This is a genomic window from Desulfitobacterium dichloroeliminans LMG P-21439, assembly GCF_000243135.2.
Classification (GTDB): Bacteria; Bacillota; Desulfitobacteriia; order Desulfitobacteriales; family Desulfitobacteriaceae; genus Desulfitobacterium; species Desulfitobacterium dichloroeliminans.
In genome coordinates, this window is record NC_019903.1 from 1130973 (window position 1) to 1145196 (window position 14224).

The window sequence follows — 14224 nt, forward strand, 5'->3', positions numbered from 1 at the left end:
GAGGTACCTATGACACTTAATCATATCGCCCTGCAAAATCTAAGACGAAGACCTGGGAAAACTCTATTTCTTGTTCTAACCTTTGCTTTTATCGTCGCAACGATTTCTGCTTTAACCATCCTCGCTTTGGGGATGAAGGAGGACTTACAACAAAGTTTAACAGAGTACGGAGCCAATGTCGTCGTTAGTCCACGCACTGAGCAATTGAACTTAAGCTATGGTGGATTATCTGTTTCCAGTGTGGAATATGAGGTAAAGAAGCTTGATTCTAGTACTGTGAAGATTATCTCTAAACAGGTGGGGGAGACAGTAACCATTGCCCCTAAAGTAATCGGCTCTATACAATCCCCAGAGAAACTCTACATGATTGTTGGGGTGGACTTTGACCAGGAACTTAAGATTAAGCCCTGGTGGAAGATTGATGGAAAGGTTCCCAAGGAAAATGAAATTGTCCTTGGCTCACAATTAGCCATGAGTGCAAATCTTCATATCGGGGATATCATGCACTTCGGCAAGGCTAAATACCCTGTAATAGGAATCCTGGCGGAAACTGGAGGATCAGAGGATCAAGGAGTTTTTGCCACGATTGATACGGCTCGTTCTCTTACGGGTATCACTACCGAATGGTCCTTAATTGAGCTCAACACTCAAGACACAGCGCAAACTGCGGCTCAATTAGCCCCAGTATTACCTGAGGCTAATGTGACTGAAGTGACTCAGCTCGTTCAAGGCTCCAAGGATAGTGTGGAACGCTTTGCTAGCTTTTCTTGGACCATTTCCATAGCTATGGGGTTAATAGGAGCCTTAGTGATTATCGTGACCTTGGCGGGAAACGTCAATGACCGAGCTCGTGAATTGGGTGTGCTTCGGGCTATCGGTTTTCGACAAAATCATATTCTTAACCTATTTGGCCGGGAAGCTTTGATCATTAGCCTCACGGGAAGTCTGTTGGGCTATATAATAGGAATCTTTGTCCCCTTAATCGTCGGGCCGCTTTTAGGATATAATTCTTTCATCTTCTCGACCCATCTAGGGCTAGGAAGTGCTCTAGTGGCTGCTTCTCTATTGGTAGGAATGGTGGCAATGATATACCCTGCTTGGAGAACACTGAAATTAGATCTGCAGGATGTCCTTAAGTTTATATAAGAGGGGTAGAGTTCCGAGCTGGGATTAAGGTTAGTGATATGACGAGGAAGGTTTTGGGGGAACTCTGGGGGGAGAGTAGGAAATGATATACGGGAAAGACGCTATCCTTTCTTTCATAATGAATAAGCCTGATATATAATGAAAAGGGCTAACGTTTAGTCATTTTAAATATGGTATGGTGAAAAATGAAACTTGAATTTTTGCATGGTTCTAAGACTGATGTCTTTATAGACTTTTATGAAAGAAGATATTTAACAGACCCCTTGAAGCGGAACTCCATGTCCGGCCTCCTGAAGAGTCTCCTTAAGGGTAAGAGTGTGATCTGCAAATCCTCCTATCTTGAACCGGTTATGGTGGAAGAGGGCGGCAGGATTATTATGATTGCCCTCTTAGCCTATGTCGATAGGATGCCAGACTGTGTCCAGATTGCATTTTTCGAAGGGGATTATAAGGATGAAAAAGCCTTTAAGCTTATTCTAGACCGGGCCCAGGAACTGGCCAGGGAAAAAGGAGCCAGTAAGCTTACAGGCTCTCTCAATGTTCACGTAAACTATGGGCTTGGCTTCCTGGCTAGTGATTATCAGAAACCACAGGGCTTTGGAACCCTGCATAACCCTGCTTTCTATAACGAGCTGTTTGAAGAGAGCGGGTTCGAAGCCCTTGATATGGTGAGTTTTCGAAAGGATCTGAGTGAACTTGAGGAGTTATTTAGCCCAAAATTGCTGGAACGAGTGAATCGACGCTATTCCATACGCAAGCTGGATTATAAAAATCTCGAAAGGGATGCTCAAATTTACACAAGCATTAACAACGAAGCCTTCAAGGACCACCCGTTTTACTATGAAAGAAAAGCAGCTGAGGACTTGGAATTATTCAAGGACTTTAAGCCCCTTCTGCGGCCTGAAAACCTTCTGTTTGCCTACAAGGGAGAGGAACCGGTGGGATTCTTGCTGTGGTATCCCGACTTCCACGAACTTATGAGGCCTGGAGAGACCTTAGGCGTTAGAACGGTCATTAGGAACAAATTTATGGCACATAAAGTCAAGACCGTTAAAATTGTGGAAGTAGGAGTACTTCCTCAGGAAATGAGGCAGGGCGCCGTGATAGCGCTGATTAACAAGGTTTTCGAGCTGGCAAAAGGGAAGTACTCCTTTTTTGAATCGGGCTGGATTCTTCATTCCAATTATCGTTCCAGGATGCTAGGAGTAAAACTTACGGATCACGTTGACAAGAAGTACAAGGCCTACCTTAAGGATGTGACAGAATGAAAAGGTTCCTTTCTGTTAGAGCTCTTGAGGATTGGTGTTGTGGCAACGCTACTCTGGGATATGATTCGGAAAAGTTAAAAAAGATTATCGAGGAGAAGCGGGAACTTATCCATCTGCTTGAACTTCTAGAAGAGGTAAACCCTTGCAAGCAGGAATACCTTGTCCACAAAGACATCATCTTGATCAGCTATCAATGCGAGCTTAACCTTCTGAGTTTTGGGAAGAACAAGAGCATAAAAGTTAGGACGAGAATAATCGGGATGCCCCTTTCTATAAGTCAAAGTGGTCTATGGGCCCGTGGTGAACAGGATATCACGGTGCAAAATAAGGTGCTTGAGGCCCTTGATAACCTCAAGGGACTTACAGTCGTACTCAACTCCGATATTGCTTTTCCTGGAGAGAATAAAACGCTTTCAAATTTAGTATTCCAAAACCGTTTTACCTCCTTCGCACACTATTTAAAAGAAATGAGATCCTCCTACCGAAGGCAGCATACTATCGCAATGATAAAGGGAGGAGATCTTGCCTTCCACAAGATTTCCCCCTCTTCTTTTAAAGGGGAGCATTATCAGCTTTATCAAAGCATTATGAAACGCTCTGAATATCCACTTGAAATACTTTCCGAGGATTTTTTTAGAAGATATCAGGCAGAGATCTTTGCAGTAAGAAATTCGGCAGGGCAATTGCTCGCCTTCCTCCAAATGAAGGGTATAGGGGATACGCTTCATTTTATGTTCTGTGGTTTCGAAAGAGATCGGGAAGGGCATAGTGCAGTTCTCTATCACACTATGCTTCTTTTTATCCTTAGGTATGGTATAGAGAAGGGCTATCAAACGATTAACCTTGGACAGACCTCCGAGGAAGCTAAGCTTAAATTGGGCTGTGTTGAAGAGAAGAAGTATCTTTATATAAGGCATAGCAATTCCTTTGTCGATAGTATTTTAAGAAAGCTTTCCGGAAGGTTCTCCTATAGGGGATACCCAGTTGGCCATCGAGTATTCAAGGAAAACGAAGGACTCAATGGAAGGGCGGGTATGGATGGAGATTTTTCTAAAAAAAGTCAGGGCGAGGACGTTATTCACCCTTCTTAATCCTGTGCGGGTTGAGCCACTTGAGCTAGGCTATCTTCAAGCCGTCTCCGAAGCGATGGGCGTTGAAGCTTATATTGTCGATGATCTTTTTGGATTTCCCGAGCCTCAGGACATTTGGCCTGAGGCTATCGTTCTGACAGGATATAATACGGCGGAGGGAGAAATTCTTAAGGAAGCAGATGCCTACAAGAAGATCTATCCGGAAGCCAAAATTATTGTCGGTGGGGTGCATGTGGAACTGAATAGGGAATCCTTTCAAACCCACCCTATAGACTTTGTTATTCATAGTCAGGATCTAACCGTGTTTCAAAAGGTTCTAGAGTTCATACGCGGAGATATCAAGGAGATACCCTGCGCCGGGGTGGATGTAAGAAGGTTAGCTGCGGACGGCAGCGATGCCTGGTGTGAAGGAACCCGTCTTACGGTGAAGACCCCACAGAAAATAAAACCAACCAGATTATTAACCGGGCATGGGGTCAATAGGACGAGATACCTGGACAAAGAAAAGATTGCCTTGGTGAAAAACAGGATGGGGTGCCCTTACTCCTGCGATTTCTGCTATTGTAAGCTTATTAATGACGGGGTACAGGTAAAAGGTGATTATCAGCAAATGTTAAGGGAAGTCAAGGAGGCCCCTGCGAAGTACCATTGGGTGGTGGATGATGTTTTTCTGGCTTCCAGGCAGGAGGCTTTAGATTACATTAAGGCCTACGGGGAGCTGACCCAAGAAGAGGGCGAAATGGCCATCAAGCTCATTGCTTATTTAAGGGCAGACTTCCTTGCCCAAGAGAGTGATCTACTTGGGAAGCTTAAGGAGTGCGGGCTTGATGAAGTTATCGTGGGATTTGAGGCGACGGAAAACAGGGAGTTGGAGGAGTACAATAAGCTCACAGATGCTCTGGATTACCCTAAGGTCATTGAACTGCTTAAAGAAAATGATATCGACCTAACGGCTCTGTTTATGGTGAGACCCGATTACAGCTTGGCCGATTTCAAAAGGTTGAACCGGTTTATAGCTAAAAACCGTTTAAGTGTTTATACGATTTCTATCCTTACCCCTATCAAAGGCACAAGAAATTATGAGGATAAAAAATCCCAACTGCTAACGGAGGATCCCAGAAAATTTGATTTTCTGCACAGGGTACTTCCCTCTAAACTCCCCAAGGCCGTATTTTACTTGCTTTTTTATGGCTTGCATTGGAGGCTTCTCAAGTCCAGAAGGATCCATGCTTACCTAGGGCAGCTTTTTGCTCATTCCAGACTCACAAGAAAAATTGTCCCCCTATCAGCCGATGCCTCTCGGTAGATATTAGGATGAAAGCGAAGGATGAATATGACAGTAAAACTATGGGATTTCTGGGCGGATCGATATAGTAGGCTTTGGGTTCAAAAGGTCAGTCTTGGACCGACTAGGGAATATGTCTTAAAGGAAATTACCGAAATTTCCTCTGACAGGAAGACGCTTCTGGATCTGGGCTGCGGTCCGGGTGAACTCCTTAATCAAATAGGGGAGAAATTTCCCCAACTGCACCTTACAGGAATCGATTATTCCCCACGGATGCTTGAAATATCTCAGCAAAGGAATAAAAGAGTAAAGCATGTGCTAATGGACGCTGCTGATCTAGACAAGCTTGAGGGAAGATACGATATGATTATCTGTACCCATTCTCTGCCTTATTACCGTAACCCTAAGGAAGTCTTCAGGCAGCTAAGCCGGCTTCTTAATCAGGAAGGGCGGCTCATCATTGGCTTTGCAAGCGGCAACAGCGTTTACGATAAAGTAGCTCTCTCGCCTGTAAAACTAACCACGGGAAAAGCTCATTATCCCAGTGACGCTGAATTTTTGGACATGGTTAAGGATTGTTTTGAGGTAAGGAAACTTCAGATTATTAAGAAGGCCTTCTTTATGCCGAGGATTGCCGTCTATACCCTAAGTAAGAAAAATGACAGCAGGGAGTGAGGTTTATCAAGGTGCTGCTTGTAAGACCAAGGCCGGATAAAGAAACCATCGGATTGCAGCATGTTATGGTCTGTGAACCTTTGGAACTGGAATATTTGGTTTCGAATGTCCCTGAAGACCTCCAGTCGAAGGTCGAGGTAGAGATAGTGGATATGATTCTGGAAAAGGAATCCTATGAATGCATCCTGACTAGAACAAGACCTGCTTTGGTCGTTTTTACAGGATATATAACCCATGTGGGACTAATCAAAAGGATGTCTTCTACAGCAAAGTCTCTTCTGCCGGGTGTATTGACAGGAGTGGGGGGAGTGCATGCTGAAGTTGTAGGCATGGATTTCTTGTCGGAAGATATTGACTTTGTTTATTCGCGAAATGGTATCGACGGTTTTAATATAACCCTCAGCGGGATGCTTGAGAATAAAATGACGGAAGAAATTAAGGCGTCACTTGGGGAAATGGGTGAAAAGAAAAGGTCTTTCGCTTACAAACAACCAGACAGGAAGTCTGTCTCAAAATACCGTCAGGGCTATTACTATATGTTCCATAGCCCCTGTGCGCTGATTAAGACTTCCTATGGATGCCCCTATAACTGCAGCTTTTGCTTCTGCAAAGAGATTACGGACGGAACTTATTTTACGAGGGACCTAGAAGATGTGGTCGAGGAACTAGCAGCCATCCCTGAGAAAGAAATCTATATCGTCGACGATGACTTCCTCTTCAACACGGAAAGGATTCGAAAGTTTTTAAGACTCCTTCAGGAAAGAGGGATAAAGAAGAACTTTCTCGTCTATGGCAGGGCAGATTTTGTAGCTGCCCAGGAGGATGTCCTTCGAGAGTTTAAAAAACAGGGACTTCAGGCTGTGATTGTCGGCATCGAATCCATTAGGGCAGGGGACCTAGAGCAATATAATAAAAAGACAGATAAAGAGATGAACGAGAAAGCGATTCAGGTGTTGAAGAAGCTGGATATCGAGCTCTATGCAACTCTGATTCTTCCCACAGATTTTGATCGAGTGGACTTTAAAGAGCTGACAGCCTGGCTGAGAAAGCTTAATGTCCGCTTCGTCAACTTGCAGCCGCTCACTCCACTTCGGGGAACGGGGATATTCGAACAGTATTCCGATCAATTCTTATATCCGAGGGAGCGCTATGAAATGTGGGATATGGCCCATGTGATCTTGGAGCCTCAGGGCATGGGGATCCGGGCCTTCTACTGGGAGATCGTAAAAGCCTACTACAGGATTATCATGCGACCCAAGCATATTCTGGCCTTGGTTAAGAAATATGGGGTCCGGCAAAATCTGAAGATGCTTCTTGGAAGCTCGGCTGTGTCACTACAGTACTTGATGAAAGTAATGCGGGGTTACTAATGAAAAAAATCTTACTCATCCAACCCAGTCCCTATGATAAGAACAAAAGGCCTCTAAAGAAGAAAAAGCTCTATTTCGTTGGGTTGGCGCTACCCCTTTTGGCTGCTCTTACCCCCAGTAACTACGAAGTCGAAATAATCTTTGAGATCCTTGAGGATATACCCTTTGATACTGATGCGGAGCTAATCGGGATTAGCTCTATGGGTCATGGTGTGATCCGCTCTATTGATATCGCCAGGGAATTCAGGAACAGGGGAAAGACCGTGGTGCTTGGAGGCTATATGGCCAGTATCATGGCAGAAGAAGCACAGAAGTACTGCGATTCTGTGCTGATCGGCGATGCGGAGTTTGTTTGGGAGGAGCTACTGAGGGATTATGAACAGGGTGCCCTAAAACCTGTTTATGAGAAGAGGCTAGAGAAAGGATGGTTCTCAACACCTTCGCCAAGGTTTGATCTTATCTTAAAAAAGAATCTCGGCGATTTTTTGCCGGTCCAGGCAGGTAGAGGATGTCCCCATAGCTGTAGCTTTTGCTCTGTGGCCTGCCTTTATGAGGGGTGCTATGTTAAGAAACCGGTCGGGGAGGTTGTGCGAGATATCAAGCAGATTAAGGAGCTTGGCTACAAGAAGTTCCTTTTGCTAGACGACAATATCTTCTCTGACAGAGTCTATCTTAGCCAGCTCATGGGGGAGATTAAGGCCTTAGACATGGAGTGGATGAGCCAGTGCGACATTCGGGTCGGCAAGGATAGTAAGCTGCTGGAGATGCTCAGGGATAGCGGATGCACCACCTTAAGCTTTGGCTTAGAGAGTATAACGAAGGATAGCCTTAAAGCAATGAATAAATCCTGGGCCAACCCTGAAGACTATCCCGCACTTATAAGAAATATCCAGGATCACGGGATTGATGTGTCGACAGAGATGGTGGTCGGCGGGGAAGCCGATACCCTAGAGTCCATTAAAGCGACCAAGGTTTTTATTGAAGAAAACAAGATTTCTGTTCCTCGCTTCTACATTCTTACTCCGATTCCAGGTACCCGGTTTTTCAAGGAAATCGAAGAACAGGGAAGGCTGGTTAAGTCGGATATCTATTCCTTTGACGGAACTGAGGCAGTTCATACCATCCCTCATATGACTCCGGAAGAATTGACGAAGGCGTACTGGGATTTGTATGAATCCTTGTTCACCCTGAAGTCGATCGCCAAAAGGAATATGTTTAGAAAAGAGTTTCTTAGGAATCCCGGGAAATATCTGTTCTACGCGGCAGTTAATCTTTACTATAGGCATCAGATTAAGCAAAGGGTCACACCGAATATTTTTTAATCGGTGTCATCCTGAGCATCTAAGGACGAACTCACGCGGCTTTGCGGCAATTTTGAGGCTCGAAATCTTGCTCAGGTCAGGCAGCATATCCTACATCCGCGCCGCTTATGGAGTGAACGCCGAAAGCAAAATCCTGGAGAATTAGCTTTCGGGTCATTTTCAGAGTAGCCTGCCAATGACTACCAAAGTATTTAGGAGATTTAATTTAAATGAAGATACTACTAGTCAGACCCCCAAGGATCAAACAGGCGATTACGGTAAGTGACTTTATGTTTGCTGAGCCTTTAGGTTTGGAGATGATCTACGGGCAGCTTGAAGAGAATCATACGGTAGAGATTTTTGATATGATGGTCGAAAAAGGGAGTCTCACAAGCAAAATGGCGGAGTATCTTCCAGACGCTGTAGGGATAACAAGCCTTTGTATCGATGTCCATGCCGTGCTTCGCTTGTGTAGGGAAGCCAAGGCGTTTAGTCCTAACATTATAACCCTAGTGGGTGGCACTCAAGCTTTTCTTAACCCCATGTCTTTTGCTGAGGATTCAGTAGACTATATCTTTGAGTTTGTGGACGAGTCCAATGTGAAGCAGCTTTTTGCCCAACTGGTGGGTCTAGATAGCGAGAGAGACGAAAGGGAAGAGAATATTTCCTTAATTCAAGGAGTTAGGACCCGGTTCAAAGGCTTTGCTTTGAATGGCTTAAAGGGCAGGAACAAGTACCTCCTTCCTAATCGAGAATCCACTTCTCGATACAGGAGTGAGTATTCCTACTTTGGCTATAAGCCTGCTGCTATCCTAGAGTATGGAACAGGGTGCCAAAAGGGCTGTGAGTTCTGCCTGCGATGGAGGATTGAGGGCTACGAGGAAAATCTAATCGAACGGAATCTCCTCATAGAGGATCTACAGTCCGTTCGGGAACCCACCATTATGCTTGTGGATAATGATTTTTTTGCCAATGAACAGAAGATCAGGACCTTCTTCGACTTGATCAGGGAGCTACATTTACAGAAGAATTTTATTGTCTATGCCTCCGTAAAAGGCATTCTAAGTTATGAGCCCCTTGTGAAGGAGTTTAAGGAATTGGGGCTAAAGGCTGTGCTTGTGGGGTATGAAAGCTTTAATGACTCAGAACTCTCTGACTACCGAAAAAAATCGGATACCCACGATAATTTGAAGGCTGCAAGAATCCTTGAAGAATTAGGAATTGATGTATGGGCTTCCTTCATAGCACATCCGGACTGGTCAAGTGCAGATTTTCGGAAACTCAGGAAGACCGTAAGCTTGCTTAGGCCACAGATTGCAACAGTCAATCCCTTAACGCCCTTTCCGAATCTTCCCCTTTACAGAAAATATGAGGATAGGTTACTGTATCCTGCTGAGGACTTTGAGAGCTGGTCTTTTGGCCAAGTGATGATTAGGCCCTCTCAGATGTCGCTAAAACGTTACTATTACGAATTGCTTCTAACCAATTTATATATAAACCTAATCATAAATCGTAAGACAGAAATGATAAACCAGTACGGATTCAGAAGAATTGTTAAGCTCGCTTTGGGCTCAAGTCGCACGTTTTTTAAATACTGTCTCCTTATGCTGACCTCAAAGTGATTCCGTCATTCTTCGGGCTTAATCTCATAAAGTGCGAACAATCTTACTCCAAAAATTAACACCTCAAGACTAAGATCTAACATGTTAGAATATCTTGAGGTGTTTTTGTTTTCCTGTTTTCTTTAAGCCAAAACCCAAAAAGAGGTGATAGAGTGAGACGAGCGCTTATCCTGTTTTTCACACTTGTTACCTTTATTTTTTCAAATGAACTAGAAATAACGTACACCCAAATTATTGAATCTGAACCGGTTTCTCATTATCTGAAAATGACGGAAAGTTATCTAAGAAAGACTGGAATCGATGATCTTATTCGTAAAGAGGTTGTGCAAAGCTACAGTTTGACCGCTCTAGGGAATTTACCTTTACCTGAGGAATCCAGTGTAAAACACCAGGTCACCGATAAGATTTGGGTGGTTGCTGGTGACACAGGGATTACGGATACTGAACTTAGCGATTATAGCACGATGATCAAAGAGATTTCCTTGCCCGCTTTAAAAAGCAAGCTCAATCGAGTACCCGTAAAGAAGGTTAGGATTACCCTGTTTACCACGCCTGAATCTTTTGGACAAGCTCTCCTTCAAGCTGGGATTGCTTCTTCTGATGTAACAACAATGGTTAAGAGTTCAGGTGGTGTCGCCTTAAATTCATCGATTTGGATTCCTCTCTATAATTTAGAGGGTAAAGGCGGAATCGCTAATGCCTTAACTCATGAATTAGTTCATGTCACCTTAAACCAACTAGGTATTGCGAGTAAGCTGCCACTGTGGTTAAATGAGGGAACAGCCTGGGTTACGGGGCTTGCTGCACAGGAAAAAGTTGATTCCTTTCAAGCTAAGGTTGAAACGGTAGTAATGAGAGAAAGCGTTCAGAATTTAGCCGAAAAGGGTAAACTTCAACCCTTAGATGACACCGAGCAAGGTTTGTATTATCTAGAAGCTCAGGGTTATCTAGCGACGGATGCACTCATTAAAAAATATGGTTTAGAAACCTTCCAAGAGTTCCTTAACCAAACTCAAAATAGCAGGGTTAATGATAGCTTCGAGCGGACTTTCAAATTAAGTCTTTACGATTATGAGAAGGCCTTTAAACCATAAGTTCTTGCTAGGGAGTATTAAATGTAAAGGGGATAAAACCAATGAAAAAAATATTAGGAATTGCACTTGTATGGTTATTGACTTTTGGACTCACCGCCTGTGGTTTTTCAAATAACAGCGGGAATCCCTCGGCCAATAACCCATCAAAGGTAGAGGAATCTATCCCAAGTTATAAAAATATTAAACCTGAAGAAGCTAAAAAACTTCTCGAAAGCGACAACGAAATCGTTTTAGTTGACGTTAGAACACTCTCGGAATATGCAGACAAGCATATTCCCGCCAGTACACTCATCCCTCTAGGTCAAATTGAAAAGGAAGCGCCTAGTAAGATTTCCAATAAGGATACCCAAATCATTGTCTATTGTAGAAGCGGCAGTAGAAGTGTTGCAGCAGCAAAGATTTTGGTAAATATGGGATATACGAATGTTCATAATCTTGGGGGGATAAATTCTTGGCCCTATGATACGGAAAGTGGTAAGTAAGCACAACGAAATCAGTCAAATCCAAGCCCTAGATGCCCTTATGTAAGGCATCTAGGGCTTTTGCTTTTCGGGTTAAGCTCTACATTGTTTTTCGGCAGAAACTTCAGGGTTCTTATTGCTTGACGAAATCCAAGTCTTCTGGTAAGATTTCAATACGGAATGGGATAATAAAACCTAGCGGAATAGTATACATTAGAAGCAAGAAGGTGAAAGAACGTGGCCATACAGATCAAAGGGTTAGGTAAGCATTTTCCCCAAGATGGAAAACAAACTGATGTCTTGGTCGATATCAATCTTACTGTAAATGATGGGGATTTTGTCTCTTTGCTGGGGCCCTCAGGATGTGGGAAATCGACCTTGCTCAACATCATTGCTGGGTTGGAGAAGTCGTCAAAGGGCGAGGTGCTCGTCGATCATCAGCTCGTGACAGGCCCGAAGAGTGATCGAGTGATGGTTTTCCAAGAAGCAGCTCTCTTTCCTTGGTTGTCGGTAATGGACAACGTTATGTTTGGATTAAAGATGAAGGGTGTGCCAGCGCGGCAAGCACAGGAATTGGCTCAGGAAACCTTAAAGATGGTGCATTTAAGCCGATTTACTAAGGCGTATCCACATGAATTGTCCGGGGGGATGCGTCAACGGGTAGCGATTGCTCGGGCATTGGTCATGGATCCTAAATACTTACTTATGGATGAGCCCTTTGGAGCTTTGGATGAGCAAACAAAGCTTCTTCTCCACAGTGAATTGCAAGATATATGGCAGAAGACCAAAAAGACAATTATCTTTGTAACCCACAGTATCCATGAGGCAGTCCAGCTTTCCAATCGCGTAATGTTAATGGGTACGAGACCGGGACGGATCATTAAGGAATTCCTTATCCCGTATTCCCAGCCGAGAAGTAAAAGTGATCCGAATTTGACTTATATCGAAGGGCAGATCTTCGACGATTTGAAAGAAGAGATCGAAAAAGTGATGCAGGAGGAGGTGGATCATGACTACCATGTTACGTCGAATCGTCTTCCTTGGAGCGCTGATCGGGATCTGGGAAGTAATATTTAGATTCCAGATTTGGCCGCCCTTCATGTTTCCTTCCCCTTTAAACGTTGCCCAAACCCTCATTCATGGGTTCCAAGATGGTAGTTTCATCATCGCTTTGAAGGCTAGTTTCCAGCGGCTATTGATGGGCTATAGCTTAGCTGTTTTCATTGGTATATTTCTCGGAGTCAGTATTGCCAAGTCGAAAATCATGAATGAGACGGTAGGGATGTTGGTAATAGGCTTGCAAAGTGTGCCGAGCATTGTCTGGTTACCACTGGCTTTACTCTGGTTCGGGATGTCTGAAACAGCCATAACGTTCATTGTTACTCTGGGAGGGACCTGGACGATGACCACGAATACGGCTACTGGTATTCGCAATGTACAACCGGTTTTGACGCGTGCAGCAAGGACCATGGGTGCCTCGGGTTGGCATCTTTTCCTTAAAGTGACCTTACCGGCTTCGGTGCCCCACCTGATTACGGGGATGCGTCTTTCTTGGGCGTTCGCCTGGCGGGCACTAATGGCGGGAGAATTGATCGGGAGTGGGAGCGGCTTGGGTCAAATGCTCAATTTTGGACGTGATGTCGGGAACATGAGCTTAGTCCTCTCGATTATGGTTATTATTGCTGTGATCGGTATGATCTTAGATAATCTCGTGTTTCAAAGGATTGAAAAGAACGTCTTAACTCGTTGGGGGTTAGCAAAGGTATAATAAGGGCTTAAGATGCCGAAACACCACAAGAAAAATATAGATCAAAAATAGCAATAAGCGTATGAATATGGAGGAAGAAACCTATGAAACTTAATTTAAAGAAAATCAAACGCCCCATAGCAGTCATCCTGGCCAGCTCCTTAGTATTTTTGGCAGGCTGTGGAACCACAAAAACCACCTCGGAAAACAGCGAGTTATCCAGTGTTAAACTCGGTTATTTCCCCAATGTTACACATGCTTCAGCGATGATTGGAGTTGAAAGAGGCTTCTTTCAAGCTGAGCTTGGTGAAAAGGTAAAATTAGAAACCACCCAATTCCCGAATGGTTCTCTTCTTATGGATGCACTGACCACCGGGCAAATCGATATGGGTTATGTAGGACCTGAACCTGCCATAGCGCGCTATTTACAAGGTGGGGATGTAGTAGTCCTCTCTGGGGCTGCCAATGGGGGTAATGTGCTCGTTGCAGCAAAAGATTCCAATATCAATAGTATCAGTGACTTAAACGGGAAAATTGTCGCCACACCCTCACGGGCTTGCACTCATGACATTTCTTTACAGATCTTAATGCATGAGCAAGGCCTAAAGATGGAAAGTCAAGGGGGAACGGTTAAGCAAGTAACTCAAAAGCCTGCAGATATGATGACCCTGTTCCAACAAAAGCAACTGGATGCGGCTATTGTTTCAGAACCATGGGCTGCCCAAATGGAAGCAAAAGTAGGAGCAAAAGTGATCGTGGATGCCCAAGATATGCCCTGGGAAGGCAAATTGCCAAGTACGGTTCTCGTTGCCTCGAAGAAATTTGTGAGTGAAAATCCAGAGATTGTTAAAGCTATTCTTAAAGGTCATGTGGCTGCTGTAGATTTTGTAAAAACAAGTCCAGATGAAGCCATTACGTTAACACAGAAGAACTTAGCTGAATTAGCCAAGCAAGAATTGCCCATTGAAATCCTGGAAAAGTCCTTTGCACGAACTGAAATAACCTATGAGGTCGATGCAAATATTCTTAACGAGATGGAACAATGGTCAAAAGACTTAGGATTAGTCCAAGGAAATACGGATGTAACCGGTTTAGTCGATCTCACCTTACTGAATGAAGTTCTTAAGAAATAATTCTTATTCGAATTAATTTACCTGCCAAAGA

13 protein-coding genes are annotated in these 14224 nt (G+C 44.0%); all 13 read left to right on the forward strand.

Annotated elements, in window-relative coordinates; translation table 11 throughout:
• The first annotated feature begins 9 nt into the window (after positions 1–9).
• Positions 10–1146 carry an ABC transporter permease gene (locus DESDI_RS05235; RefSeq protein WP_015261596.1) on the forward strand — a complete coding sequence of 379 codons (1137 nt, stop codon included), beginning with the start codon at positions 10–12 and terminating at the stop codon, positions 1144–1146.
• A 185-nt stretch (positions 1147–1331) separates the two neighbouring features.
• A complete protein-coding gene (locus tag DESDI_RS05240) occupies positions 1332–2414 on the forward strand; it encodes a hypothetical protein (protein ID WP_015261597.1) in 1083 nt (360 codons plus the stop codon).
• Positions 2411–3505: a hypothetical protein gene (locus DESDI_RS05245; RefSeq protein ID WP_015261598.1), complete on the forward strand. Its 1095-nt coding sequence runs from the start codon at positions 2411–2413 to the stop codon at positions 3503–3505. The genes DESDI_RS05240 and DESDI_RS05245 overlap by 4 nt, the downstream gene beginning before the upstream one ends.
• A 4-nt stretch (positions 3506–3509) precedes the next feature.
• Positions 3510–4811: a B12-binding domain-containing radical SAM protein gene (locus DESDI_RS05250; protein WP_172635886.1), complete on the forward strand. Its 1302-nt coding sequence runs from the start codon at positions 3510–3512 to the stop codon at positions 4809–4811.
• A 21-nt stretch (positions 4812–4832) separates the two neighbouring features.
• Positions 4833–5465, forward strand: coding sequence for a class I SAM-dependent methyltransferase (locus DESDI_RS05255; protein ID WP_051015664.1), 633 nt, complete (start codon positions 4833–4835; stop codon positions 5463–5465).
• An 11-nt stretch (positions 5466–5476) separates the two neighbouring features.
• Positions 5477–6835 carry a B12-binding domain-containing radical SAM protein gene (locus DESDI_RS05260; RefSeq protein ID WP_015261601.1) on the forward strand — a complete coding sequence of 453 codons (1359 nt, stop codon included), beginning with the start codon at positions 5477–5479 and terminating at the stop codon, positions 6833–6835.
• Positions 6835–8157, forward strand: a complete 1323-nt coding sequence (locus DESDI_RS05265) for a B12-binding domain-containing radical SAM protein (RefSeq protein ID WP_015261602.1) — start codon at positions 6835–6837, stop codon at positions 8155–8157. The genes DESDI_RS05260 and DESDI_RS05265 overlap by 1 nt, the downstream gene beginning before the upstream one ends.
• 209 nt (positions 8158–8366) lie before the next feature.
• Complete coding sequence (locus tag DESDI_RS05270; RefSeq protein ID WP_015261603.1) at positions 8367–9758, forward strand: B12-binding domain-containing radical SAM protein; 1392 nt, start codon at positions 8367–8369, stop codon at positions 9756–9758.
• 152 nt (positions 9759–9910) lie between these two features.
• Entirely contained in the window at positions 9911–10852 is a 942-nt protein-coding gene (locus tag DESDI_RS05275) for a gluzincin family metallopeptidase (RefSeq protein WP_015261604.1), read from the forward strand.
• A gap of 41 nt (positions 10853–10893) precedes the next feature.
• The gene (locus tag DESDI_RS05280) at positions 10894–11334 is read left to right on the forward strand and encodes a rhodanese-like domain-containing protein (RefSeq protein WP_015261605.1); all 441 of its coding nucleotides are present in this window, start codon (positions 10894–10896) and stop codon (positions 11332–11334) included.
• A gap of 216 nt (positions 11335–11550) precedes the next feature.
• Positions 11551–12390 (forward strand): ABC transporter ATP-binding protein, encoded by an 840-nt coding sequence (locus DESDI_RS05285; RefSeq protein ID WP_015261606.1) that lies wholly within the window; start codon positions 11551–11553, stop codon positions 12388–12390.
• Positions 12323–13081, forward strand: coding sequence for an ABC transporter permease (locus DESDI_RS05290; RefSeq protein WP_041219288.1), 759 nt, complete (start codon positions 12323–12325; stop codon positions 13079–13081). The genes DESDI_RS05285 and DESDI_RS05290 overlap by 68 nt, the downstream gene beginning before the upstream one ends.
• 83 nt (positions 13082–13164) lie before the next feature.
• The gene (locus tag DESDI_RS05295; protein ID WP_015261608.1) at positions 13165–14193 is read left to right on the forward strand and encodes an aliphatic sulfonate ABC transporter substrate-binding protein; all 1029 of its coding nucleotides are present in this window, start codon (positions 13165–13167) and stop codon (positions 14191–14193) included.
• The last annotated feature ends 31 nt before the right edge of the window (positions 14194–14224 follow it).

What these genes read in the sequence shown, in the direction of transcription:
- DESDI_RS05280 (WP_015261605.1), top strand. Translation starts at nt 10,894, where the DNA reads ATGAAAAAAATATTAGGAATTGCACTTGTATGGTTATTGACTTTTGGA.
- DESDI_RS05235 (WP_015261596.1), top strand. Translation starts at nt 10, where the DNA reads ATGACACTTAATCATATCGCCCTGCAAAATCTAAGACGAAGACCTGGG.
- DESDI_RS05270 (WP_015261603.1), top strand. Translation starts at nt 8,367, where the DNA reads ATGAAGATACTACTAGTCAGACCCCCAAGGATCAAACAGGCGATTACG.
- DESDI_RS05240 (WP_015261597.1), top strand. Translation starts at nt 1,332, where the DNA reads ATGAAACTTGAATTTTTGCATGGTTCTAAGACTGATGTCTTTATAGAC.
- DESDI_RS05255 (WP_051015664.1), top strand. Translation starts at nt 4,833, where the DNA reads ATGAATATGACAGTAAAACTATGGGATTTCTGGGCGGATCGATATAGT.
- DESDI_RS05290 (WP_041219288.1), top strand. Translation starts at nt 12,323, where the DNA reads ATGACTACCATGTTACGTCGAATCGTCTTCCTTGGAGCGCTGATCGGG.
- DESDI_RS05265 (WP_015261602.1), top strand. Translation starts at nt 6,835, where the DNA reads ATGAAAAAAATCTTACTCATCCAACCCAGTCCCTATGATAAGAACAAA.
- DESDI_RS05295 (WP_015261608.1), top strand. Translation starts at nt 13,165, where the DNA reads ATGAAACTTAATTTAAAGAAAATCAAACGCCCCATAGCAGTCATCCTG.
- DESDI_RS05245 (WP_015261598.1), top strand. Translation starts at nt 2,411, where the DNA reads ATGAAAAGGTTCCTTTCTGTTAGAGCTCTTGAGGATTGGTGTTGTGGC.